26 protein-coding genes are annotated in these 24,803 nt (G+C 51.4%); 7 read left to right on the top strand and 19 right to left on the bottom strand.

Annotation, left to right across the window (positions count from 1 at the left end; translation table 11 throughout):
- Positions 1–4 precede the first annotated feature (4 nt).
- The gene (locus Q3V30_RS20655; RefSeq protein ID WP_306209000.1) at positions 5–589 is read right to left on the bottom strand and encodes a LysE family translocator; all 585 of its coding nucleotides are present in this window, start codon (positions 587–589) and stop codon (positions 5–7) included.
- Positions 590–725: 136 nt separating this feature from the next.
- Here Q3V30_RS20655 and Q3V30_RS20660 point away from each other — a divergent pair, with 136 nt between their 5' ends.
- Positions 726–2,183 carry an aminotransferase-like domain-containing protein gene (locus tag Q3V30_RS20660; RefSeq protein ID WP_306209002.1) on the top strand — a complete coding sequence of 486 codons (1,458 nt, stop codon included), beginning with the start codon at positions 726–728 and terminating at the stop codon, positions 2,181–2,183.
- 2 nt (positions 2,184–2,185) lie between these two features.
- On the opposite strand, the gene Q3V30_RS20665 is transcribed toward Q3V30_RS20660, so the two are convergent.
- Positions 2,186–2,809: a glutathione S-transferase family protein gene (locus Q3V30_RS20665; RefSeq protein WP_306209004.1), complete on the bottom strand. Its 624-nt coding sequence runs from the start codon at positions 2,807–2,809 to the stop codon at positions 2,186–2,188.
- A gap of 161 nt (positions 2,810–2,970) precedes the next feature.
- Between Q3V30_RS20665 and Q3V30_RS20670 the strand changes: the two genes are divergently transcribed.
- Entirely contained in the window at positions 2,971–3,822 is an 852-nt protein-coding gene (locus tag Q3V30_RS20670) for a PhzF family phenazine biosynthesis protein (RefSeq protein ID WP_306209005.1), read from the top strand.
- Between the two features lie 193 nt (positions 3,823–4,015).
- Here the strand turns inward: Q3V30_RS20670 and Q3V30_RS20675 are convergent, their stop codons facing one another.
- Positions 4,016–4,774 (bottom strand): SDR family NAD(P)-dependent oxidoreductase, encoded by a 759-nt coding sequence (locus tag Q3V30_RS20675; RefSeq protein WP_306209007.1) that lies wholly within the window; start codon positions 4,772–4,774, stop codon positions 4,016–4,018.
- Between the two features lie 115 nt (positions 4,775–4,889).
- Between Q3V30_RS20675 and Q3V30_RS20680 the strand changes: the two genes are divergently transcribed.
- Both Q3V30_RS20680 and yhjD read left to right on the top strand, forming a co-directional pair.
- Entirely contained in the window at positions 4,890–5,789 is a 900-nt protein-coding gene (locus Q3V30_RS20680; protein WP_306209009.1) for a LysR family transcriptional regulator, read from the top strand.
- A 57-nt stretch (positions 5,790–5,846) separates the two neighbouring features.
- Positions 5,847–6,851 carry an inner membrane protein YhjD gene (gene yhjD / locus Q3V30_RS20685; RefSeq protein WP_306209011.1) on the top strand — a complete coding sequence of 335 codons (1,005 nt, stop codon included), beginning with the start codon at positions 5,847–5,849 and terminating at the stop codon, positions 6,849–6,851.
- Positions 6,852–6,861: 10 nt separating this feature from the next.
- Here the strand turns inward: yhjD and Q3V30_RS20690 are convergent, their stop codons facing one another.
- The 7 genes from Q3V30_RS20690 to Q3V30_RS20720 form a co-directional block, all read right to left on the bottom strand.
- Positions 6,862–7,647: a CDP-diacylglycerol diphosphatase gene (locus tag Q3V30_RS20690; RefSeq protein ID WP_306209013.1), complete on the bottom strand. Its 786-nt coding sequence runs from the start codon at positions 7,645–7,647 to the stop codon at positions 6,862–6,864.
- Between the two features lie 189 nt (positions 7,648–7,836).
- Positions 7,837–8,829, bottom strand: a complete 993-nt coding sequence (locus Q3V30_RS20695; RefSeq protein ID WP_306209016.1) for a sulfate ABC transporter substrate-binding protein — start codon at positions 8,827–8,829, stop codon at positions 7,837–7,839.
- A gap of 142 nt (positions 8,830–8,971) precedes the next feature.
- Positions 8,972–9,934, bottom strand: coding sequence for a 6-phosphofructokinase (pfkA, locus tag Q3V30_RS20700; RefSeq protein WP_306209019.1), 963 nt, complete (start codon positions 9,932–9,934; stop codon positions 8,972–8,974).
- A gap of 209 nt (positions 9,935–10,143) precedes the next feature.
- On the bottom strand, positions 10,144–11,046 hold the full coding sequence (gene fieF, locus Q3V30_RS20705) for a CDF family cation-efflux transporter FieF (RefSeq protein WP_306209021.1): 903 nt from the start codon (positions 11,044–11,046) through the stop codon (positions 10,144–10,146).
- Positions 11,047–11,260: 214 nt separating this feature from the next.
- Positions 11,261–11,560, bottom strand: a complete 300-nt coding sequence (locus tag Q3V30_RS20710; RefSeq protein ID WP_306209023.1) for a TM2 domain-containing protein — start codon at positions 11,558–11,560, stop codon at positions 11,261–11,263.
- A gap of 116 nt (positions 11,561–11,676) precedes the next feature.
- Positions 11,677–11,916 carry an ogr/Delta-like zinc finger family protein gene (locus tag Q3V30_RS20715; RefSeq protein ID WP_306209025.1) on the bottom strand — a complete coding sequence of 80 codons (240 nt, stop codon included), beginning with the start codon at positions 11,914–11,916 and terminating at the stop codon, positions 11,677–11,679.
- A gap of 60 nt (positions 11,917–11,976) precedes the next feature.
- Positions 11,977–13,089, bottom strand: a complete 1,113-nt coding sequence (locus Q3V30_RS20720; RefSeq protein WP_306209027.1) for a phage late control D family protein — start codon at positions 13,087–13,089, stop codon at positions 11,977–11,979.
- A gap of 147 nt (positions 13,090–13,236) precedes the next feature.
- On the opposite strand from Q3V30_RS20720, the gene Q3V30_RS20725 reads away from it, so the two are divergent.
- The 3 genes from Q3V30_RS20725 to Q3V30_RS20735 all read left to right on the top strand — a co-directional run bounded on the left by Q3V30_RS20725 (position 13,237) and on the right by Q3V30_RS20735 (position 17,399).
- On the top strand, positions 13,237–14,424 hold the full coding sequence (locus Q3V30_RS20725) for a phage tail sheath subtilisin-like domain-containing protein (protein WP_306209029.1): 1,188 nt from the start codon (positions 13,237–13,239) through the stop codon (positions 14,422–14,424).
- 189 nt (positions 14,425–14,613) lie between these two features.
- Complete coding sequence (locus tag Q3V30_RS20730; RefSeq protein ID WP_306209031.1) at positions 14,614–16,326, top strand: terminase large subunit domain-containing protein; 1,713 nt, start codon at positions 14,614–14,616, stop codon at positions 16,324–16,326.
- A gap of 47 nt (positions 16,327–16,373) precedes the next feature.
- Complete coding sequence (locus Q3V30_RS20735) at positions 16,374–17,399, top strand: phage portal protein (RefSeq protein WP_306213265.1); 1,026 nt, start codon at positions 16,374–16,376, stop codon at positions 17,397–17,399.
- A gap of 722 nt (positions 17,400–18,121) precedes the next feature.
- On the opposite strand, the gene Q3V30_RS20740 is transcribed toward Q3V30_RS20735, so the two are convergent.
- From Q3V30_RS20740 to Q3V30_RS20780, 9 genes are all read right to left on the bottom strand, one after another.
- Positions 18,122–18,892, bottom strand: a complete 771-nt coding sequence (locus tag Q3V30_RS20740) for a hypothetical protein (protein WP_306209033.1) — start codon at positions 18,890–18,892, stop codon at positions 18,122–18,124.
- An 81-nt stretch (positions 18,893–18,973) separates the two neighbouring features.
- On the bottom strand, positions 18,974–19,300 hold the full coding sequence (locus Q3V30_RS20745; protein WP_306209035.1) for a hypothetical protein: 327 nt from the start codon (positions 19,298–19,300) through the stop codon (positions 18,974–18,976).
- A 148-nt stretch (positions 19,301–19,448) separates the two neighbouring features.
- Entirely contained in the window at positions 19,449–21,845 is a 2,397-nt protein-coding gene (locus Q3V30_RS20750; RefSeq protein ID WP_306209037.1) for a replication endonuclease, read from the bottom strand.
- Entirely contained in the window at positions 21,838–22,644 is an 807-nt protein-coding gene (locus Q3V30_RS20755) for a Dam family site-specific DNA-(adenine-N6)-methyltransferase (RefSeq protein ID WP_306209039.1), read from the bottom strand. Before Q3V30_RS20755 ends, Q3V30_RS20750 begins: the two co-directional genes overlap by 8 nt.
- A 55-nt stretch (positions 22,645–22,699) precedes the next feature.
- Positions 22,700–23,191, bottom strand: coding sequence for a hypothetical protein (locus tag Q3V30_RS20760; protein WP_306209041.1), 492 nt, complete (start codon positions 23,189–23,191; stop codon positions 22,700–22,702).
- Positions 23,188–23,775, bottom strand: a complete 588-nt coding sequence (locus Q3V30_RS20765) for a 3'-5' exonuclease (RefSeq protein ID WP_306209044.1) — start codon at positions 23,773–23,775, stop codon at positions 23,188–23,190. Before Q3V30_RS20765 ends, Q3V30_RS20760 begins: the two co-directional genes overlap by 4 nt.
- Complete coding sequence (locus Q3V30_RS20770) at positions 23,772–23,996, bottom strand: TraR/DksA family transcriptional regulator (RefSeq protein ID WP_306209046.1); 225 nt, start codon at positions 23,994–23,996, stop codon at positions 23,772–23,774. The genes Q3V30_RS20765 and Q3V30_RS20770 overlap by 4 nt, the downstream gene beginning before the upstream one ends.
- Positions 23,996–24,226 carry a DUF2732 family protein gene (locus tag Q3V30_RS20775; RefSeq protein ID WP_306209048.1) on the bottom strand — a complete coding sequence of 77 codons (231 nt, stop codon included), beginning with the start codon at positions 24,224–24,226 and terminating at the stop codon, positions 23,996–23,998. The genes Q3V30_RS20770 and Q3V30_RS20775 overlap by 1 nt, the downstream gene beginning before the upstream one ends.
- Positions 24,227–24,299: 73 nt before the next feature.
- Complete coding sequence (locus Q3V30_RS20780; RefSeq protein WP_306209050.1) at positions 24,300–24,746, bottom strand: hypothetical protein; 447 nt, start codon at positions 24,744–24,746, stop codon at positions 24,300–24,302.
- Between the last annotated feature and the right edge of the window lie 57 nt (positions 24,747–24,803).

Consider the following 24,803-nt stretch of genomic DNA (forward strand, 5'->3'; position numbering starts at 1 on the left):
CCTTTCAGAGCTGCACCGCTTCCACCAGCATCCAGAACGTGGTGATAACCAGCGAGAGCGCCATCACTCCATTGAAGGCGCGCAGCTTCCAGGCTACCTGTAAATGTTTACCCAGCCGATCTCCCATCGCCGCCCAGATCAAAATGCATGGCAGGTTCAGCGCCATAAAGCCAAACATTACCATGACAATACCGCTGCTGGCGGTATACATCAGCGCCACATTCGTCGCCATCAGCCAGGCTTTTGGATTGATTGCCTGAAACATCGCTCCGCCGAGCAGCGTCATTGGCTGCGCTTTTTCACGCAACTCCGGCGCGCCCGAGCGGAAAATTTTCCAGGAGAGCCACAGCAGGTATGCGCCCCCCATCAGCGTCAGCGGCAGACGAACCGCGCTCATCCACTGCAGCAGCACCTCAAGCAGCAATCCCGCTATCGCCGTCTGAACGCCGCACCCGACCATGATCCCCAGCAGCATAGGCAGCGTACGGCGCATGCCGAAATTGACGCCAGAAGTAGCCAGCATCAGGTTGTTTGGCCCGGGCGTAATGGACATCACGGTGACGTAACTAACAAAGGAAGGATCGAGCATGGTCTGTCTCCTGAACACGATTAAGAACACCATGTTAAGGTCATCGCGTCGATGGTAACAGATTCAGAAATACACTATTGTTATGAGTACAAATAGCATTTTAATTACACTGTACCCATCACCAAGGCAGGCGACTGTGTCCATCATCGACTCGCAGGAGAGTACGCTTTATCATCAGCTGGCTGAAACGCTGGCGGAGGCGATCCACAACGGTACTTTTCTGCCCGGAAGCCGTCTGCCCGCTATCCGGCGCTGTGCCAGCAATCACCAGGTGAGCGTGAACACAGTGCTCACAGCCTACCGTATCCTCGAAGATCGCGGCCTGATCGAAGCCAGGCCTCAGTCGGGCTATTACGTCCGTGGCCGGCTGCCTTCTGTGAAAACCAGCGGCGACCGGCAGGCAAAGGTGCGCTCACCCGGCAGTGAAAAGCTGGATTTGATCGATGCCGTATTTGCCGCGCAGAATCATCCCGACTACACCAATATCTCGCTGGCCTGCCCGCAAAACAGTGACTTTTTTCCCACGGCAAAAATCAGCCGCATTATGGCCTCTCTGCTTCGACGTGAACCCGATTTAATTGGTCGCTATGCTCTGCCGCCGGGTAGCCAGCGCCTGAGGCGGGAAATTGCGCGCCGTGCGATGGACCTGGGGATGTCGCTGACCACTGAAGAGGTGACGCTGACACACGGCTGCATGGAGGCGCTCCAGCTGGCGCTGCGAGCCGTCACCAGGCCGGGAGAGTGCGTAGGGGTGGAGACACCCACCTATTTTTATCTGTTCCCGCTGCTGGCCAGTCTTGGTCTGAAAGTGATTGAAATCCCTACCGATCCCCAGCATGGACTCTCGCTTGACGCGCTGGAGCTGCTGCTGCAGGAAAAACGTTTGCAGGCGCTGATCGCGATGCCAAACGTGCAAAACCCGCTGGGGTGCAGCATGAAACTGCAGGATAAAAAACGGCTGGCGAAACTGGTCAATCGCTATCAGGTGCCGCTGATTGAAGACGGGCTCTATGCCGAGCTGCAATTTTGCTGGCCGCTCTCTCCGGCGGTCAAAGCTTTTGATACCGATGGCTGGGTGCTGCATTGCGCCAGTTATACCAAAACGGTAGCACCCGACTTTCATCTGGGCTGGATTGCAGCCGGGCGCTTCAGCAGGGAGCTGGCCAGGCTTAAATCTGTCTCTTCACTGGCTGAATCACGGTTGCTGTCCGAGACGCTGGGGCTGTTTCTGGAATCTGGCGGGTATGATCATCACCTGCGTTCCATGCGCCGCCGCTACGCTGCCCAGTTGGATGAAGTCAGAGGGATCATTGCCCGCTATTTTCCACTGGGAACCCAGGCCACGATGCCCGGCGGAGGCTACGTTTTTTGGGTTGAGCTACCGGGAAAAGTGGACACGGTGGATCTGTTTCACCGGCTGCTGCAGGAGAAAATCTGCCTGACGCCGGGGGCGCTCTATACCCTGAGCGATCGTGGCAATCACGCGCTGCGGCTCTCCTGCTGCTACCCGTTCGATGAGCGTTATACCTGGGCGCTGAAGCGAACGGGGGCGCTGGCGTGTGAAATCAGCGGTATTGCAGCGGGCATGCTCTGAGGTTAAGGCGTGCCGTTTCGGCCCCAGGTGGCATACCCTTTGCGTTCGGTCAGCCGCTCGTAATAGGCCCGCACGGCAGGAAATGCAGGGTGCTCCAGCGGCGTCTCAAACCAGCGGTTAACGGAGAGTCCCACCGGGATATCAGCGAGCGAAAAGGCGCTGCCTGCCACATAGGCGCCGGTACGCTCCAGCTGCGCATTGAGAATGGCCATGGTGTAAGACCAGCCTTTACAGGCCGCGGCAATCAGCCGGGGATCCTGATGCGCCGGCGAGTGACGCACTAATGCCATAAAGGCGTAGCGCCAGGAGGTATTCAGCTCGGTCGCCTGCCAGTCGATCCACTGATCAACCGGCGCACGAGCGCGCGGCTCTTCAGGATAGAGCCAGCCGCCGCCGTAGGCGTTTGCCAGATAGCGGATAATGGCGTTGGATTCCCACATGACGAAATCCCCGTCCTGGATAACCGGCACCAGGGCATTAGGATTCAGCGCTTTGAAGGCAGCCTCCTGCGGAGACTTAAACCCCTCGCCCCACTCTTCACGGCGAAACGGGATATTCAGCTCTTCACAGATCCAGAGCACTTTTCGGACATTAATGGAGGAGGCGCGTCCCAGTATTTTCAGCATAGATCCTTCACTTATTTGTTCAGGTTTTGGCTATTAATACGCATATTCTGCCGGACTGACAATGGCCAACCCCAGCCCGACTTAACAGTGTGACACCCCGCTACACTCAGCGGAAAGATTCAGGATACTCTTTACACATCATAACCAAAAGGAGATGCGCGATGACACAGTTACGTGCGTTTAAGCAGGTTGACGTATTTACTTCCTCTCCGCTGAATGGCAATCCGCTGGCGGTGATTATGGATGCCAGCGGCCTGAGCGATGAGCAGATGGCGGCGATTGCCCGCTGGACTCATCTCTCAGAGACCACTTTTATTCTGCCTGCCCAGAATCCTGCTGCAGACTATCGTGTGCGTATTTTCACGCCAGATCTTGAGCTGCCTTTTGCCGGTCACCCTACTCTGGGCAGCGCGCATGCGCTGATTGAAGCGGGCATCAGCCTTAAGCAGTCTGGCAGGATTGTGCAGGAGTGCGAGTTGGGGCTGGTCACGATAAAGATTGGCCCTGACGGCGCGCTGGCCTTCTCAGCGCCGGAAGCCACGCTCACGCCGTTCACCGATGCGCCTTTAAGCAGTGCGCTTAACTGCGATGCCATAGAGTCTGCACTCCCGGTAATGATAGCGGATATGGGGATCCGCTGGCTGCTGGTACCGATGCAGTCGGCTGAAGCGGTACTGGCGATTAAGCCCAACATGACTGAGTTTGAGAGAGTGATGCGTAAAGCGAAGGTGAATGGCGTAATGCCTTTTGGGCCTCTCGACGGCGTTGCCGAGCAGTATGAAGTCCGCGGCCTGCTGGTTGAAAACGGGTCGTTAACGGAAGACCCGGTCACCGGCAGCGCTAATGCCTGTCTGGCTCGCTATCTGCAGGCTCAGGGCGTGGAGCTGGATTACCGGGTACGCCAGGGTACTGCAATGCAGCGCGCCGGGCGTCTCAGCGTGACCTATGCCGCCGACGGCCTCTGGATTGGTGGGCAGACGGTAACGGTGATCGACGGTACGCTGAATATCTAATGGCGTGCCCTTATCTCCATCATTACAGACTTCAGCCTGTATCGCACAGGGAGGCAGCCTACCTGAGAGCGGTAAGGCCTACCTGAGAGCGGTAAGGCCTACCTGACCTCCTGTAAACAGCCTCCGTTAAACCAGCCCCGGACTTCCCTCATCACGAGGGAAGCCTGAGGTTTTACGCGTCTGTACGGGAGCCTCAGAGAAACATGCCGCCTGAAGCTTCAATACGCTGGCCGTTGATCCAGCCACTCTCGTCGCTGAGCAGCTGGGCAACTGCATTGCCGATGTCGTCCGGTTGCCCCACGCGGCCCAGAGCAGTTTGCGAAGCCACAAAAGCATTCACCTCGGGATTATCGCGCACCATGCCCCCGCTGAAATCGGTGGCGATAGCGCCCGGCGCCAGGATATTCACGCTGATGCGCCGCTCTCCTAACTCTTTGGCCTGATAGCGGGTCAGCACTTCCATCGCGCCTTTCACGGAGGCATACGCGCCGGAACCCGGCAGGGTGAAGCGGGCCAGACCGCTTGAAATGTTAAGGATCCGGCCACCATCAATCATCAGCGGCAACAGCTTCTGCGTCAGGAAAAAAGGCCCTTTAAAATGGACGTTCACCATCTCATCAAACTGCGCTTCGCTAGTCTGATTAAAACTGGCATGCAATGATGTACCGGCGTTGTTTAATAAATAGTCGAAAGTGTCACGCTGCCAGACAGTCTGCAGCAGATCTTTTACCTGACCGGCGAAGTCGGCAAAGCTGCTGCTGTCCGCTACATCCAGCTGCAGCGCCACTGCGCGAGCGCCAAGCGCTTCGATACGCTTGATCACCTGCTCGGCTTCCTGCTGTTTGTTACGATAGGTCAAAATGCTGTTAATGCCCCGGGCGGCCAGCTTAATGGCAGCATTTTCACCTAAACCCCGGCTTCCGCCGGTGATAATTGCAATTTTCGCACTCATTTTTATCTCCGTTTCTCTCACTGTGGACAAAAAACAGGATATTACCTGCGTTCTGATCTATAAATGAGCTTACTAACGCTTCACTGTTTCATCCTGAACAACAATGGGCGCATAAATGGATAAAATTCAGGCAATGCAGGTATTTGTCCGGGTTGCTGAACTCCAGAGCTTTACCCGCGCAGCGGAAAGCCTGGGCGTGCCGAAAGGCAGTCTCTCCCGCCAGCTTCAGGCGCTGGAAAACAGTATGGGCACGCGCCTGTTACACCGGACCACGCGACGGGTTCAGCTCACCCAGGATGGTCTGGTCTATTACGAACGCTGCCGCGACGTACTCGCCACGCTGGAAGAGATGGATTCACTGTTTCAGCACGATCCCGATACGCTCAGCGGCCGGTTACGGGTGGATACTTCGGTCAGCCTGGCCTGCCATTTTATCCTGCCCCTGCTGCCCAATTTTTTGCAGCAATATCCCGGGATTGAGCTGGAGTTAAGCAGCAGCGACCGGCGCGTTGACGTGGTGCGTGAAGGGTTTGACTGCGTTGTGCGTGGTGGCGTGCTGGAAGATTCCGGCCTGGTGGCCCGACCGCTGGGGATGTTGCCGATGGTCAACTGTGCCAGCCCGGACTACCTGGAGCGGTTTGGCACGCCCCTGACGCTGGAAGATCTCGGACAGCACGCCATGGTGCACTACAGCCAGCAATTGGGGAGCCATCCTGCGGGTTTTGAGTTTTACGACGGCAAAACCACGCGTTTCATTAAAACTGGCGGCGCCGTGACCGTGAACAACACGGAAACCTATCGCACAGCCTGCCTCTCCGGGTTGGGAATTATTCAGGCTCCGCTGGCAGGCATGAAAACCTTGCTGAAGGATAAAAAGCTGATCGAAATCTTGCCCCATTTTCGTGCTGAACCGATGCCCCTTTCGCTGATCTATCCCCATCGGCGTAACCTTGCCAGACGGGTCCATGTTTTTATGGAATGGCTCACGCAGGCAATGAAACAGTACATAGACTGACGAGGCGGCTATAATTTCATGCAGGTACATTCATTTGAAGGACATGAAGAAGGGTACATGAAGGAAAATCAACCGGCTGAACAGCAGCAAGATGCAGAAAAACCTCTGATCAACATCAAAACGGGCAATGATACCGTCGACAAATCGATCACCCGGATTTCGCGCCTGGTGAGCTGGTTCCAGGCTATTCCGGCGGTAGCGCATTTTCTCCGGGCGGGGGAACGCTTTAACGATCGTCTTGGCAGCCAGTTTGGAGCGGCCATTACCTATTTTTCGTTTCTGTCGTTGATCCCTATTTTGATGGTCTCCTTTGCCGCGGTGGGCTTTGTGCTCGCCTCTAACCAGGATCTTTTGACGGAGCTGATCAACAAGATCGTCAATAATATCAGCGATCCTACACTGGCTTCGACGCTGAAAAACACCGTCAACACCGCAATTCAGCAACGCACTACCGTTGGGCTGACGGGCTTATTTATCGCCCTCTATTCAGGCATCAGCTGGATGGGCAACCTGCGTGAAGCCATTCGGGCGCAGTCGCGCGATGTCTGGGAACGTAACAAGCAGGAAAAAGAGAAAATCTGGTTTAAATATACGCGTGATTTCATTTCGCTGATGGGGCTGGTACTCGCCCTGATCGTGACGCTGTCGCTGACCTCTATTGCTGGCGCAGCGCAGGAGGCGATCGTTCGCGCGCTGGGTCTGGAGGGGATTGAATGGCTCAGACCGGCGATGACGCTGATTGCGCTTTCCATCTCCATTCTGGCGAACTATCTGCTGTTCTTGTGGATATTCTGGATCCTGCCGCGTCATAAACCGCGCAAGAAAGCGCTGTTTCGCGGCACGTTGCTGGCCGCTATTGGCTTTGAGGTGATTAAATTCATTATGACCCTGACGCTTCCCAAACTCGCCTCATCTCCTTCTGGTGCGGCGTTCGGATCGGTTCTCGGCCTGATGGCTTTCTTCTACTTTTTTGCCCGCCTGACGTTGTTCTGCGCCGCGTGGATAGCGACAGCAAAATATAAGGACGACAAACCTATCGAGGTTTCTGCAAGAAAAGCATAAATCTCATCACTTACTTAAGGGCAGCGTCCGTTGCCCCTGAAGCGTTCAGGATGCTGCAGGTGTGATCCTGCAGCTCTTCAGCAGAGCCCAGGTTCATCAACAGCAGATTACGTTTAATCACCATCAGCGCACGGCGACCATCCGGTAGCGCAGCAATGGCAATGCCATATTTGTACATCTCTTCACGGGCGCCGGGTAATTCGCTGGCGATACGGATAAACGGGCTCATTTTCTTGGTTTCGTCACGCGTTACGGCGCGCACCTGATAAACATGCTCGCCTAACTGTTCAGACTGCCAGAGAGTAGTGAGGCTGGCGCTGAGGCTGTCCAGACGCTGACGAATATCAGGGCGCAGGCAGGAGATATGAATATGCAGCTGATTTTGCGTTCTGCCCCTCTGGGAGTTGATAGCCACAGCCACCGCGCTGTCCGCTATCGGCGCGCCGCGTTTCTCTTCCATATAGTGACGTGCACGCCAGGCTTCAGCAAAAAAATTGGGCGTGGAAGGATTAAGCAGGAGCGGGCTCTCTATACCGCTAATTTTTTCGACCGGCAGCAGTAAAAACTGCAGTGGCCCATTGCGATCTTTCAGGACCACAAAACCATTTCTTAAATCTACTTTGCGACAAGGCGTTGGATCGTTGTTTTGATTTTGGTTAGGTACACATTTTTGACTGACGATTTTCCAGAGCGCATCTGAATTACGTTTAAAATTCAGTGCTATAGAAGCACAACCTGCCGTCAGTACTATTCCCGCCAGCGTCACCGCAATCAGAACACGCGATCTCCCCTTCATGATCAAAACCTCTGGATATTATCTGCCCGTAATGTAAACGAACCCCCGACGAAGATCATGTCAAATAATCAATCGCGGTGACCATTTTTTACGCTTCAGCTTATTTTCATGGGGAAGGAGTGTCTGAAAGGAATGTAGTTTTAAAAAGAGGGAAAGCGGGCGGCAATATTGAGCGCCGCCCTGCAGAAATTAATCTGGTTTCATCACCTGATCGTAAGTTCCGCCATCGGCAAAGTGGGTTTTCTGTGCTTTTGCCCAGCCACCGAATTTGTTATCGATGGTAAATAATTTTACCGGGGCGAAGGTGCTGGAAAACTTCTTAGCGATCTCCGGATCGCGTGGACGGTAATAGTTCTGCGCAGCGATAGTCTGCCCTTCCGGGGAATAGAGGTATTTCAGATAAGCATCGGCCACTTTACGGGTGTCACGCTCATCCACCACTTTATCTACCACGGAGACAGTAGGTTCAGCAAGGATCGACTCTTGCGGAGTCACGATATCAAACTTATCCTTACCCAGCTTGTTAACTGCCAGATAAGCTTCGTTTTCCCAGGCGATCAGCACATCGCCAAGGCCGCGTTCAACGAAGGTGTTGGTTGCACCACGAGCACCGGAATCCTGCACTTCCACATTTTTAAACAGGGCTTTTACGTAAGCCTGTGCTTTAGCCTGGTCACCATTATTATGATCCAGAGCCCAGCCCCATGCCGCCAGATAGTTCCAGCGTGCTCCGCCAGAAGTTTTAGGATTTGGCGTGATCACCGAAACGCCCGGCTTGATGAGATCGCTCCAGTCGTGGATCTGTTTGGGATTACCCTTGCGCACCAGGAAGACGATGGTTGAAGTGTAGGGTGCAGAGTTATCGGGCAGCCGCTTGATCCAGTTTTTATCGATACGACCGCGCTCAGCGATGGCATCAACGTCAGATTCCAGCGCCAGAGTGACGACATCAGCACGAATGCCGTTGATCACGGAGGTGGCCTGCTTGCCGGAACCGCCATGCGACTGGCGGATGACCACATTGTCCCCGGTTTCCTGCTTGTAATGCGCGCTGAAGGCTTTGTTGTACTGTTCATACAGCTCACGAGTCGGATCGTAAGAAACATTCAGCAGCTGAATATCTTTTGCCAGGACGCTGGTTGAGGCCAGTAACAGGGTTAATCCCACACTCCACTTCTTCATCACACTCTCCCAAAGGTTTTTTGCTGAGAGTAGCGTGACACAAAGTGATTCGTGGTTTAAAGAATTAAAAAATAGCTTTAATAACCTTTGGGTATATAGAGAGACAAAATAAAGGCGCTGTCATTCAGCGCCCTGTTTATTATCAGTAAAGCTTTTTCGCCGTGTCCAGCCAGTCGCCTTTGAACGGCCGCTTCATGTTTTCAATGGCGTCAATAATATCGTGGTGCACCATTTTCTCATTCTGAATACCCACACAGCGGCCGCCGTAGCCCTGTAGCAGCAGCTCAATAGAGTAGGCACCCATGCGGGAAGCCAGAATACGGTCATAGGCCACCGGTGCGCCGCCGCGCTGGATATGCCCCAGAACGGTAGAACGGGTTTCTCGTTTGGTTTCCGACTCGATGTACTTTGCCAGCTCATCGATATCGCAAATGTGCTCGGTAATCGCCACAATCGCGTGCTTTTTGCCCTTGGCGATGCCCGCTTTGATCTCTTCTACCAGCTCTTCACGGGTATAAGGGATCTCAGGCAATACGATGAATTCACAGCCGCCGGCAATGGCTGCGGCCAGAGTCAGATCGCCGCAGTAGCGCCCCATCACCTCAACGATTGAGATACGCTGGTGGGAAGAAGAAGTATCACGCAGGCGGTCAATTGCCTCAACGACCGTTTCGAGCGCCGTGAAATAACCGATGGTGTAATCCGTCCCCGCTACATCGTTATCAATAGTGCCCGGCAGGCCGATACAGGGGAAGCCCATCTCCGTCAGGCGTTTGGCGCCCATGTAGGAGCCGTCACCGCCGATCACTACCAGCGCATCAATGCCGCGCTTTTTCATGTTCTCGATAGCAACCTGACGCACGCTTTCTTCGCGGAATTCAGGGAAACGCGCCGACCCAAGAAAGGTGCCGCCGCGGTTAATCATGTCAGAGACGCTGTAGCGGTCCAGGTTGGCCATGCGATCTTCGTACAGACCCAGGTAGCCATCATAAACGCCACACACTTCAAGGCCCTCACTGAGGGCGGCGCGAACCACACCCCTGATGGCTGCGTTCATACCCGGAGCGTCACCGCCGCTTGTCAGTACACCGATTTTTTTAATCATGACAACCTCTGAACTTGTTAATGCGAATGTTGAATGCTGGACGCCGTGGAAGGTCGACGCATAAAGGCGAGCTTAACGACTAATGATGGCAATAGTATATCAAAGCCAGGGGGCTGAATTGATTCAGGTCAGCGATCATTCAGCTATTTTTTTTGCACCCCATCACGTTTCTGTTAATGATTCAGCTAACTTCTTTATTTACCGGAAAATTATAGCTTAAGACTCTTTTCCAGCTCCGCTGGCACCACCGAGCAGGGATCCTGGTGAATAATCACGTCAGAACCTGGAAAACGATCCAGCAGCGCTCTCTCTACTTCTTCGGCCATTTTATGTGCCTGAAAAAGCGGAAGATTATCATCCATTTCAAGATGTAGCTGAATAAACCGGGTCGGCCCGGACTGACGGGTACGCACGTCGTGCGCGCCCTGCACGCCGGGCCAGTTAGCGGCTATATCAATAATCACCTGGCGATCTTCATCGGGCAGCGCTCTGTCCAGCAGCGCCTGCACCGCTTCATAACCCATCCGCAGCGCGCTGTATAAAATCCAGACGCCAATGCCAAGCGCAAAAAGCGCATCCGCACGCCTGAAGCCATACCAGCTCAGGCCTAACGCCAGCAGAATGGCGCCGTTCATGATCACGTCAGACTGGTAATGAAGCATATCGGCGCGAATAGCCAGGCTGCGGGTCTTTTTCACCACCCATCGCTGAAAAGTCACCAGCGCCAGCGTAGAGAAGAGCGCAATCAGCGTAACCACTATCCCCACCAGCGGCGCACGCATTTCATTGGGCGTAGCCAGATGTTGTAAACCTGTCAGGAACAGAAACAGCGCTGATCCGGAGATAAACATGCTCTGAGCCAGCGCGGCAAGCGACTCCGCCTTGCCATGCCCAAAAGTATGCTCTGCATCGGCAGGCTGAAGCGAGTATCGCACCACCAGGAGGTTGGTAAGGGACGCGGCGATATCCACCAGAGAGTCGACAAGCGCCGCTAACAGGCTGACCGAACCGGTATACCACCAGGCAAAAATCTTCACCAGCAGCAGTATTGAAGCCAGCGTGGTAGCCGCCAGCGCAGCCCGGTTTACCAGGCGGGCGTAGTGTTGATCCATGCCGCACTCCCTTTAGTTGAGTGCGTAAGTATACTGGATTTCAGGCAAAAAAAACCCCGCCATCATAGCGGGGGAAGACAGGGATGGTGTCCATTAATCACACCTATCCAAATGAAATAAAAGGATTTATTTCTCGAAATGTCCATGTATTGACCACGTCATAAAAAAAGCCCACTAATTTAGCGGGCTTCGTTTTTCACATCCTTCAGCAGTTTTAACCGTATTTTCTGGCAAAATCTTCGTCGGATGAACATAAGTACATGATGAATTCGATAAAGGCGATAATCGCTGGAATGAACGTCCAGCAGAAGATCAGATACAAAATGCCCTGGCCAACCCGGCCCAGATAAAATTTATGCACCCCAAAACCACCCAGGAAGAAAGCCAAAAGCGCAGCAGCGATCCTGCTTTTTTGACCTGCCTCAGAACCTTGAGTTGCTCCACAATGCGGACACGCCTTAGCGGAACTGTGAATTTCTTTCCCGCAACCACGACAAAAAACCATTCCAGACATATAAAACTCCATCTTCATAAATTTAAAAGTTACATTTGAGTTATCGGCACTGACTTGATTTGTTTTAATTCTGATTAAAAAAAACCCCGCTGGGCGAGGTCATTTATCTTTAAATTTCAGAGTGATAAGGCTAACTGATTTTCACCGTAATTTGACCGCGGGAAAATGTCTGTTGGCACTGTATGCGCCGCAACAGGGGTAACGTTATTCAGGAAATGCTCCACTGCATCGAGCGTGGTAAAAGCACTACCACAACTAAGATTATTACACTGATGATAACTGCGTCTTACCTCATTGCTGAGCATTACGCTGGTACGGGTTTTCGCGCTGGCACCACATTTCGGACAGGTGAACATAACACCTCACCACAATCTGATTAAACTCAGGTGCATTTTAAGACGTATCTGATATAAAATCTATTCCGTTTCGCTTGTTTCTTCATCAGCATCCCATGTGGTTATCCTCACTTCCAGATCAAGCCCAGTCATAAAACCGTTGTCGTCTATCGTATGGTTGACCCGGTTAATTACCCAATCAGCCGCATCTATCATCGGCTTAAACCCGCTGACGTTCGCATGCAGCTCCGGGTAAAGGTCTTCCCGGCCACGTGCCAGGGTAATGCTGAATTCAGCAGCGCCCCGCTGTAATTCAGACCATTTTGCCGCAGCGGCACGCCGCGCCGCCCGTTCCGTCTTGAAGGTTTTACGCATTACAAATACGTTTCCCTCTGCCCCTTCCACATAGTCCCCTTCTTTTTTGCTCGACGCTGGCGTGACATTGACCGGCTTTTTAACTTTTCTGCGTTTCACCGTCGTGGGCTTTTTCTTTCCAAAGTTCAGATCAAGCCAGTAGGCCTGCACGCCCGTATATGCGTCCCTATCCGCAATGCGGAACGAATGCCCGTCACCGCTTTCTTTTGTGATCATCACCGCGGGTAAAACCCGTCCACTTTGTGACACACCCAGCCCCGGCACAATGAACAACAGGCGGCCATTTTTAATGGTGGCAACCGCACCCAACATTTCCGCCATGCGTGTCAGAAAACTGATATCTGATTCACTCGTCTGGTCTGCATGGTCGATACCCACATCTTTCAGTGAAGCGCTCACAGCCGGAATTAAATCATAACGCCCTGCAATAGCAGACACGACGTCACCCACCGTGACGTTATGCCAGCTGTATTCGCGCTTAACGTTGAAGTCGTCCCTAAAATCTGCGCTGCGGGCCGTCACAATCAACCGGTCAGGCGGCCCCTGATGGGTAATTTCATCGACCGTGAAAAATCCTTTATCAACGAGCGGACGATCAGCCCAGCCGATAGCCACGGATATTTGCGCGCCGCGTGAAGGCATAACAACCAGACCGTCCGTATCATCTATGGTCAGCTCAAGCCGATCCGCTTCAAATCCCCGGTTATCAGTAAGTGTCAGAGACATTAACCGATCATCCAGACTTGTCAGCTCAGCCCCTTTTACCGTCAGCCTGTAAGCCGGTCGCGGTGATAAATCATCATCGAATAAATTCAGCATAAATCCCCCTGCCTGCATCCTCGCCCGCGCGGGGACTCCGCGTCAGCAGTCCAGTGTTGTAAGCGGCCAGCGACAACCGGCACAAGGTGAAAAGAGGGGCGGCGTTCCCGATGATGTATTGCACGCATCAAACAGAGGCTAACAAGCATGAGCGACAATTATCACCACGGTACACAGGTCAAGGAAACCACTGACCTGAGCACGCTAATTCGCGACATTGATACCGCCGTTCTCGGCGTGATCTGTGTGGCGGATGATGCCGACGCCGTTGCTTTCCCCCTGGACACGCCAGTATTGCTGACGCGCGTCAGGGACTATCTCGGTAAAGCTGGAAAATCCGGCACGCTTTATTCTACTTTGAAAGCCATTTCCGATCAGTCGAGCCCGAAGACGGTTGTTATCCGTGTAGCGGATGCCTCAAAAGTCGTGGCTGAAGAGGGTGAAACGGCACCCACCCAAACCCAGCTCGTTATCGGCGGCGTCAACAGTGAAGGCCGCTACACCGGACTTTTTGCGCTGTTAACGGCTGAGCCCCGCGTGGGGGAGCGTCCTCGCGTTCTCGCCGTTCCAGGACTGGACACGAAAGAGGCGGCGTTACAACTGGCGGTAATCGCTGAGAAGCTGAGGGCATTCGCCTATGTCAGCGCCAATGGCTGCAAGACTATTGCTGAGGCCAAAGCCTACCGCGAAGCCTTCAGTGAACGTGAAATCATGGTTATTTATCCGGATTTTATCGCCTATAACAGCCAGAGCGGCGCTAACGAGGTTGCCCCCTCACCCGCTTACGCGGTTGGCCTGCGCGCTAAGATTGATGCTGAACAGGGCTGGCATAAAGTACTGTCCAACGTTCCTGTCTCTAACGTGCTGGGTATGTCTGCGGACATTTACTGGACGCTTCAGGGCACCGATACCGACGCTGACGATCTCAACAGCAAAGGCATCACGACCCTGATTAAGCGCGACGGCTTCCGCTTCTGGGGATCACGCACCTGCGACGCGGAAACCTACGTTTTTGAAAGCTACACCCGCACGGCGCAAATCCTCGCAGACATGATCGCTGAGGCGCATTTTGCCTACATCGATAAGCCGATGACGCCTTCGCTGATTAAAGACATCGTGGATGGCATCAACCGCAAAGGAGCCTCTCTGGTTACTGCCGGTCGCCTGCTGGGCTTTAACTGCTGGTATGACAAGAGCGACAACACGACGGAAACCCTGCGTGAAGGCGCGGCCACCATTCGCTACAAATACACGCCGGTTCCTCCACTTGAAAACCTGACTCTGGTTCAGGAATTCACGGATGAATATTTCGCCGTGTTCGATCAGCTCGCTTAGCACCTTCGACCGCCACGCGGAAAAACTTCGATTTAGGCATCGTTCAAACTCCGGTTAATCAGTGGTGTCCTCACCCTGTGCCCCTATATTCATTCCCACAGCAAAACCGCGCCACACATAGGAATTGTCAGACGCCAGCGACAATCTCCCCTGATATTCCCGGCCTCGCGGGCGCGATAGTCTGTGCTCATGAAAACCGTCACCGATCCCCGAACAGAAGCCAAAAGCCTTTACTGGCAGGCTTACAGCATTCCCCAAATCGCTCAGCGAATCGGGGTGAGCGCCAACACGATTTATTCCTGGCGCCGCCGTGATTCCTGGGATGCGACGACGCCTATACAGCGGGCGCTGGAGCGTACTGATGTGCGCTACCTTCGCCTGATTGAGAAAGAGGATTTGAGTGCTCACGATTTCAAAACGATTGACCTGTTAGGCCGACAACTGGCCAGGCTGGCGCGTGACGAACGAAAAGAGCAGGAGAAGGAGAAAAAGGAGAAAGCGCCGAAGAATCACTTCAGTGCAGAGCAGATCGCGGAACTACGCGCCCTGGTACTCGACTCGCTTTATGAGCATCAGAAACGCTGGTACAGACAGCGGGATCGCCGTAACCGGTTCATTCTGAAGTCCCGTCAGATTGGGGCCAGTTGGTACTTTGCGCGTGAGGCGCTGCTGAGGGCTCTTGAAACCGGTACTAACCAGATATTTCTTTCGGCTTCGAGGGCGCAGGCGTTCCAGTTCAAAAAATTCATTATCTTTCTGGCACGCAGCATCGGTGTTGAGTTGAAAGGCGGCGATGAAATCATCCTGTCTAACGGCGCAACGCTCTATTTTCTGGGCACGTCAGCCGCTACAGCGCAGTCATATACCGGGGATCTGTATTTTGATGAGGCGTTCTGGGTAGCCAATTTCCTTAACCTGCGAAAAGTCGCAGCAGGCATGGCAACACACGTTGGACTAAGGCGCACCTATTTTTCCACGCCATCCAGTGAAGAACATGAAGCCTATGAGTTCTGGAGCGGGAACCTGTTTAACAATGGACGGGGGAAAAAGGAGCGCGCAGAACTCGATCTTAGCCACAAGGCGCTGAAAGACGGGCGGCTTTGTGGAGATAACATCTGGCGGCAGATTGTTACGGTCCAGGATGTTATCGACCAAGGTTTCCCCCTTATCGATCTGGACGAAATACAGAGCGATAACAGCCCGGATGAATTTGACAACCTGTACCGGTGCATTTTCGTCAAGCAGGGAGAACGCGCATTCAATTACAACGCCCTGATAGGTTGCGGCGTTGATGGATACAGCGGTATCTGGCCGGACTGGAACCCATACGCTCCCCGCCCGCTGGGTAACAGGAAAGTATGGATTGGCTATGACCCTAACGGCAATAGCGACAAGGGAGACAGCGCCGGGCTTGCTGTACTGGCTCCGCCTATGGTTCCGGGCGGGAAATTCCGCGTTATTGAACGACACCAGTTAAGAGGAATGGAATTCGAAGAGCAGGCCAAATTTATTGAGCAGCTTACAAAAATCTACGACGTCCAGCACATAGACATTGATGGCACCGGCATCGGGGCGGCAGTGCATCAACTCGTAGTGAAATTTTTCCCGGCGGCTCAAATGCATCTCTATACCCCAGCGGTTAAGCGCCAGCTCGTACTTAAAGCACAAATGGTTATTCGTGCAGGCCGCTTTGAATATGACGCCGGAATGATGGATATCGTCAGTAGCTTTATGACGATCCGCAAATTCATCACTCAGGGGGGGCAAACCTCCTATGCATCCGACCGCAAGCGCGGTAGCAGTCACGGTGACCTTGCCTGGGCAACCATGCACGCATTACAAAATGAACCGCTCGGCAATGATGCTGGCAGCGGTGATGACAGTTTCGTTGAGGAATTTTAATAATGAGCCGCAGGCATAAAGCTTCAGAAAGCATCAGTCTCAACACCATGGCAGACGTACTGCCAGCAGGGGATTCAGTTCAGCAGCCAATTGAGGAACTACAATCTTTCAGTTTCGGTGAACCGACGCAGATTATGGACCAGCGTGATTTACAGGATTGTATGGAGTGCGCCAAGAACGGGCGCTGGTATGAGCCACCGATCAGCACATACGGGCTTGCTCGTCTGGTTGAAGGGGCTGTGCATCATCAGTCACCGCTGATATTTAAACGCAATGTCATTATGTCCTGCTATAAACCGCATCCACTACTTTCACGGCAGGATGCCAGCGCCTTCATCATGGATTACCTGGTGTTTGGGAATGCCTACCTTGAATTAAGAGAGAACCGTCTGGGACAACCCCTTAAGCTTAAGCACACCCTGGCTAAGTACATGCGACGCGGTGAAGACCTGGACCAGTACTGGTTCGTGACCTATTACGAAGAAGATTACGCTTTCCCGCCGGGGAAAATTTATCACCTGCGGAGCCCAAGCATTCATCAGGAAATTTACGGCAACCCAGAATATATGTCTGCCTTGCAGTCCATTTTACTGAATGGAGAAGCTACGCTGTTCCGGCGAAACTATTACATCAATGGTAGCCACGCTGGCGTGATTGTGTACTTGACGGATCCTGTGGCTAACAGCGCTGATGTCGATAAGCTCAAGCGCTCTCTCAAGGATGCCAGGGGAGGGGGAGCATTCAAAAACTTATTCGTGTATGCGGCAGGCGGCAAGAAGGATGGCCTACAGATCATGCCTTTCAGCCAGATTGCGGCCAAGGATGAATTCACCGGTATTAAAGACGCAACCCGTGATGACATGTTAGCGATTCACCGCGTGCCGCCACAGCTTATGGGCGTCATGCCTAACAACACAGGCGGGCTTGGTGATATCGAAAAAGCGGCAAAGGTTTTCGCTATCAATGAGCTGTACCCTATTCAGGAAGTACTGAAAGATCTCAATGACTGGCTTGGAATTGAAGTCTTCAGCTTTAAACCTTACGCCCTGGCAGAACCCGGCGCCGCCACCTGATTCACCAGCCAGCAGCTGGCAAGGTCATTTCTGACCTTAGCACACCCTCCAATACCAGCCCTTCAGCGCCTCGCTGCGGGGTTTTTTCTTTTCTGGTGCCTTGATGCGCCCTGCCCCCTGAAAATCGCCCTGCGTGCTGATTTTCGGCCAAATTTCCTGTTTTGATAATTACCCCTCCCTACCCCCCTTAGCGCGCGACTGCTCCCCCGCCTCGCCCGCGCATAAAAAGGGTGCCTTTCTTTGCACTTTTGCAGCCCGACCAACCCCACGCCACTACAGGGGCGAACGGGCCACTTACCCTAAAAAAAATTTGTGCAAATCCGCGTCGTTTATTGCACTGATTTTGCACCCTTGTTTTTTGATTAGGCCCGACCCGCACTTATTAAAGGTATTTGAGTTTTTTCAGAGAGAATGTTGCTGTATATAAAAACAGTGTTCGTCTGAGGTTTTCCTATGGTACGACGTGGCGATATTAAGTTTGCTTTCACTCAAAGTGTGAAGATGGAACCGAAAAAAGTAAGAGGCTTTACCCATCAAATTTTGTGATCGAACTGAGAAAAATTAACCATCACTTTCCTCACCGTGAGGCAAATCAATGGATTGTTTACTATCAATCTTTTTGGCCCGCATATACTGACGACGGTTATGAACTAAAACAACATTACTTAATGATTATGAATAGGAAGTTATAAGGAACATGCCAGATTTTCGGCTGGCATTTTTTATTTACGCAAATAAGTTATTTTCTTTACACTTTCATTTTTTTTCACGACTATGGCATTTTTCTCGATCAAGAAAACATATTTTTCATTTATAGCTAGCATTTCATAAACTTTACCATCATCCAAACTAGCAATAGCATGATTACTTAAAATATCAATACGTGCGAGCGTGGAGGGGGAATAAAACATACTTAAAGATAAGCTTAAAATCAAAAATAACCCGCTTGATAAAGTCATAAAGCTTAAATTGGTTTTCTGCGCCCTAATAAGTTTAGCAGCTATTATTTGTGATACTAACTGACTGATAATAGCCCCAGCCAGTACTAGAAACAAGCTGAGTAAGTGATAAACCCAATGCAACTTCACATCATAGTGAATAGCAGCATCCATGCTCAATTTTAAAATAAGAAAGACTGTGACAAAAAACAGCACATAAATTTTCATCTTTGAGGGGGCCACCTCATGGGGATCAAACTTATCCATGAATTTAGCTATTTTACTTCTTTCATTTGGAGCTAAATTAACTTGAATTGAAATCTTCTCTGAATAAAATAATGCCGCCAAGTAGCCAGATAATGTACCAATTAAAACGGATGCCATTTGTATTAAAGCGCTGATAGCTCGCATGATAGATTCAGTATAACCGATAAAATCATACGAATTTATCCCAAAACTTTTCCAATATAAGTAATTATAGTAGTAGCAATACGCCCCTAAAATTAAGGTAATAAAAGCCAACCATTCAGTAAATTTAAAGCTTCTCGACTCCATAAAACTCCCGAAATTTTTCGATAAAACTTGTTTCGGGAGGGATTTTATCATTAAACTAAGGAAATTTTAATTAATATTAACTCAATTAAGTTTTTTTTCCTTAGCATTCCAACTATTGGAATATGACCATCCGTTATCATGGCATACCAAATCAGATACCGATGCCACTTTATCAACAAGAATTACTTTGAGTAACACAGTATCAGGCGCTTCGTCACTATCAACTGATGAAACAATACGCATAGTTATCTTTTCTCTCACCACGCTCTGAAAAGTACAACTGATTCGTAGATGATCGCCTGGTGTTGGCCTTTCATAACCCTGATAGCTGAGAAACATTTCGCTGATAAGCCCCATTTGTATACGTCCAAAGATATCGGGACCGTAGTTTGTATCGTAAACTTTCATTTTTGACCGCTCCGCGCGGGTTCGACTCGCCTTTGATATATCTGCGAAACCAGAGCCGGTCAAGAAAACAGCAAGAAAATGGACCTCCCGCCTCGCTTTTCAGAATCATCTTGATTAATTTTTTTCAGATCATACAGCGAGCACCGCCTCACTGACGTTTTGTATTTGCCAGTTGATATACCCGGCTCATCAAACCACTTTTAATCTGTTCGTCAGTTCGCCCGGCCAACCTTATGCTTCCATCGGATGAAGCCAATAAACGCTTGCCGTTCAACATCACCAATTCCCCTGCGGCCAGCTTCATCACTTCAAGTTCGTTTAACCCCATACCGCAACTTTCAGCGAAGTCCGCGACAGCTTCAGCGTGCCCAGGCCTAATGTCTGCAACTGCTTTTACGGTCGAACGAGGCTTACGGCACTGTGAAACCAAGTATTCATTGAAGGCACGGCGCTCTTTGCGGGTCATTTTTTCAAAGTTCACCCCGCCCCATTCATGGGCTTCTGTAACCACTGCATGCGGTACCGCATGGTCATTAGTAACCGGGCTGCTGACACGGCCATTCATGACCGTATTTTTTTCACTTTTATTCGCCTTTCGCGGCTCCCGCGTACAGTTATTGACAGAACTCCGAGGGGCGGCGGGGCCGCCTGAAAAGACAGGATCAACACCAAAGGCAAGAGAGGAAGAACCATCCTCTTTTGCTTTTGGAACAATTTTGTATTCAGTGGTACGGGTATAGATAACGGAAGTGACAGGAGCGGAAGGAGAATAGACGCCGGTGATACGGCTGATATCGTCACCATAATCATTTCCGTTTTCGGTGATCTCATAGCTCAGGCGAACGCGCAGACAATCACGGGCAACCAGCGGGCCGCCCTGCGCAAGCGTGTAACCAGCCCAGTCATACTCACCGGCGGAAACCTGTGCCGGGGCAATTTCAGGGTGAAGACAAAGCTCACGATCACGCAACCGGCCAAGCTCACGGTAAACGGTCACCGGCGCGCCGCCGATTTGCTGAAACTGACGGATGTTCCACCGTGAAGCCCATGCACTTACGCGCGCAGACATATCCTTCAGAGACTCCCCCGTTTCATCGTCGGTTTCACCGTCGAGGCCGTGAGCATCGATATTTTTAGAAATGTACTTCGCGATGTAGCCAGTAGCCGATCCAAAAGCCTCATCGATAGGAATGTGCTTGAAACGATTTTCAATAGCGCCCTTTTCGTGACCATCAACCTTCAGCGCATATCTACGGAAAATAGCGCGCGCTTCCTCTACCCGTTCAGGCTTGAAGAACAGCAACGCATGCCAGTGCGGCGTACCATCGTGATGTGGCTCCGTGACACGAAATCCGAATGTGCGAATACCTTCACGCTTCCACTTGGCGCGGACTTTCGCCCACACATTGCAGAGATATCGCTGAGTGGCGCGGGGGCTGGCACCGTTATATTTATTGTTGCGCTTGCCGCTTTGCTGCATGGAATGGAACTTTGACGGGGCTGTCAGGGTGTAAAACTCACCCACAAAACCATCAGCTTTAGCCAGGTCCTCAAATCCACGCATACGGGCCATGAGCTCAGCACGGCGGATATTTTTGTTAGCAACACTCCCGTTAACCTTATCGGCTAATGAGGTGCGATCACCGGTTTCCTTGTCTTCCAGTTCCATCGCATTGATAAATTCACGATTGGACTTTTTCTGCGCCAGCCATTCACTCAGGCAAGGTTCGCTGCAATAGGGCTTCGCTTTTTTGTGAACATAACCAGAAGCAATCATGAGGTGTTCGCGCCACTGATCGTGTAAACGACGCAGACGACGAAGCCACCAAGCAGGGGTTTCGATACGGGCAGCAGCGCATAAAGCTTCTTCTGCGGTAAGTTCTTCCTGGCAGTATTTTTTCCAGCCAGGCGCAGTCATGTTTAGATGTGTGATTAACCAACCGGCACGGCCATATCCCGACAGGATCGCAAACTCAACATCGCCGGTAGTTTCCACCTTGTGATTAGTTTCCCGGACAAGCTCAGTAGTCAGTGAGTCAGCCAGGCGATAAGCCAGTTTTTTTAGCTCCCGTTTACCTGCCCAGGGGATCCGGTGCAAATCCTCACGGAGTTGCATCAGTGGGCCCGGCAAAGTATCAGACGGCAGGTATTTGCTATTTACCTTGTCAATGCGAGGAAGAACAAAGCGCCCGAACGAGTTTTTCAACCAGTCAGACGCTTTCTTATTCCCCTGTTTTTGCTCAATGTCGCTCAGGCGTAATTCGTAATAGCGACGGATATATTGCGGCAGAGACTGGAGACGGCGACGTAACAGCCGCGCCTCTGAGTCACCTACGTTTTTCTGTCCGCAATAATCAAAGACAGAAATGCTACGCACTTCCCCTTCAAGGTTGCGATAACGGATAACCGATGGGGTCGGATCCACTTCATCAAAAAATGATTGTCGAGGCGCGTTCCATGAGTAAGCCCCGGCAGGTTCTGAGGCTTTGCCGGGGTATGAAGGAGGAGGAGAAGGCGCCACACGTCCACGGTATACGTCAGGCATTCTGAAGCGCCTGACTAACCGCCACGATTTCGGCTGCTTTTTTCCCTTTGCCAGCGGCCACGCCAACACTCCGGGAAGTAGTGATGAAGTTCAGCTCAAAGCCCGCGTAAGCTTCACGCGTAAACTCGGTGTCGCTGTTAGAAGCTACGACCGGAAAACCCCGGCAGCGTAATTCCTGAAGTACAGCGGCCAGCTCTATTTGCTGAGGACGGCCAAAGCCTTCAGTGTGGTACTGGCTGAAGGTGCCGTCATAGGGGGAATCACTGTAGATAACATCACCTGGCTGAACCATTGCGAGGGTTTCAGCAAAGCCAGCACAGATAAATGATGCCTTTTGAGCCTTCAGGGCGAATGCACGGATCTCACTTTCAGGAAAATACGGCTTAGCGATTTTTTCAAAAGGGACATTGAAACCGCCGCTGAGGTTATAGCGGCAAACGCCCCGGTAACCGTGCCGGTTGAGGTATAAAAAATAAACGGCACGATGCAGCAGAGGTAATGCCGCCTCATTGTTGAACTCAGCACGGATAGTGTTGTAGCAAGCTTGTGTTTTATTCTGAGCGAATACCTTTGCGGTCAGCGCGAGAAAGGCGTTTTCATGTTGCTTAATCTGGGTATAAAGATTTATCAGATCTGAGTTGATATCCGCGACCAGATAAGCCGGAAAGTCTGTGTTCATCATTACCGCACAAGAACCCGCGAACGGCTCAACCAGCCGATCACCGACAGGCAAATGTTTATTCAGCTCGGCCATTACCTTGACCTTGCTTCCGACCCATTTCAAAACAGTGCTGTTCATTTAGCACCGCCCACACGAATTAGACGCAGCATGGCGCTACGGGCTGTGCACTTATTCATTTGAATTTTCTCCATGCCTGATCGTTGGCTGTCAGGCGATGCCTGAATATGAAGTTGTTGACGGTGCCGTGAGAGATTTCCATCTTTTCGGCAATTACTTTAGGTGTTACGCCAGCGTCATATAACTGACGGCATAAAGTTACATCTTCATCAGAATGGATAGCGCAGTGGTGGCGTTCTCCAACCTGATAAAGCTGAATTCCTAACTGCTTCGCTTTACCTTTAATGGAATAAACAGACCTGCCTAATTTGCATGCTATTTCCTCAGCAGAATAAAGACCGGCATAGCCACGCAATTCACCCTCATCAAACGCTGACCAGCTTTTAACGGAGCGTTTACCCAACTGAAGCCGATAACTCATAGCGCGAACAGAAGAAAAACTACGGTTAAGCAAGGCAGCGACTTCACGTAACGGAAGTGAATTAGCCAATGATTTGAATTGCTCAATTTCGAATGGAGTCCAAGACGTGCCGTTATTACACTTCATTGGACACGATCTTCAGCTATTGCCTTAATGACGCCAAGCGTCAGGAGGCAATCAGCTAATGCCCGGTGAGGTGTTCCTGTGACTTTTACGCCCTGCTGTTCAGCAGCAGCCGTCAGCCTTTGCCATTTGAAATTATTGTGCTTCTCATCCCACTGCCCAAAATATTCGGCATAAAGGAGCATCGCGCAATCATGACAACTTTCTAAAGCAACCTGGTCCCCTGATAAATCTAAGCCGCTGATGGCTGCTGATTGCCGAATTAGGCGCGCATCATATTCAGAGTTATAGGCAATAAATCCTGCGTCCAGAATCAAATCCAGAGCCTGATCATGTAACTGCTCCCATGCGGGCGCATTCTCAACCATGCTATTGGTGATGCCGTGGATCGCGGTAGCTTCCGCAGGAATGGCGTTAACAGGTTTAACCAGGCTATTGAGCAACACCTCACCACGGCAATTAATAATGGCGATCTCAACAATCTCTGATTCGCTATCAAGTCCGGTAGTCTCAGTATCCAAAATCAGGCAGTTTCCCGATAACCACTGATGCGCGGTCATCATTGCCATTTGCTTAGATGTCATCATTTTTTACCGCCATGAATCTTTGATTTGAGGTCGATTAGCTGTTGGCAGCCGATGCAGGTAGCAACGCCAAACAGCGCAGCACGACGGGCTTCAGGAATTGGTTCGCCGCAACCTTCACAGAAAAATGCACTGGGCAATTGCGCCTTAAGGCGGGCCTTTTCAATCTGGCGGGCCAGCGTTTCCGCCTGGCGCTCCTGTTCTAAATCCATTGCATCGGCCATTAGTGCAACTCCGCAGCCTCAACCTCATAACGCGCCGCTTCTTTCAGCAGCAATTCAGCCGCCTGTACGCCAGAGAGTTGATTTTTTTGTATATGAATTGCCACGGCATTCAGGCGGATTGATACGGCTAACGCTTTAGCCTTTTTGCCTTCACCATTGGCTTTTGTGAGGAGATGGATCATGGCTATTTCATTATTAGCCTCCATCATTCTTTTCTCTAAATTACGCATGTAGTCTCCTAAAAAATGGCAATAAAAAGCCCGACACAAATTAAGGTGCCCTTTTTAACTGCTGTGGGATAAATCAGAATCCTGAAACGTTATTAACTTCGCTTTTGGGTATTGCAGAATCACCGTTCTGGTAATCATCCAATGTTTCTGGCGTTACCGTTCGGGGGTTTTTAAGCGCTTCCTCTTCGCCCGGAGGGCTATAAGGTATTTTTGCTGCCAGCTTCTTTGCTTCTTTCATACCACGAATTACCGTCAATTTTTCTTTGTTCGACAATTCTTCGTAGCTTAAAAGGATATGGCGCTCGGTTAGTTTTTCCATTTCCCTTGGCGAACGAATTGCAACACCATTACCTAAAATGAATATCACTCTGCGTTCTTCAGTGCTGAGTCCTTTAAACGCTAATGCCATTTTGCTACCGCCTCGCGCTTCGTCTACTTGTTGATGAAACTTTTCGAGGTAGGGCCGCGCTATTGCGGCGTAAGGGTTAACCGTCCCAAGACCTCCCGCAATAATTCTCACAGCAACCCCCTATTCAATTCAGCTTATCAGGCGCACCACTCGTAAGAGGTGCCTCGG

This window comes from Erwinia pyri, assembly GCF_030758455.1.
GTDB lineage: Bacteria > Pseudomonadota > Gammaproteobacteria > Enterobacterales > Enterobacteriaceae > Erwinia > Erwinia pyri.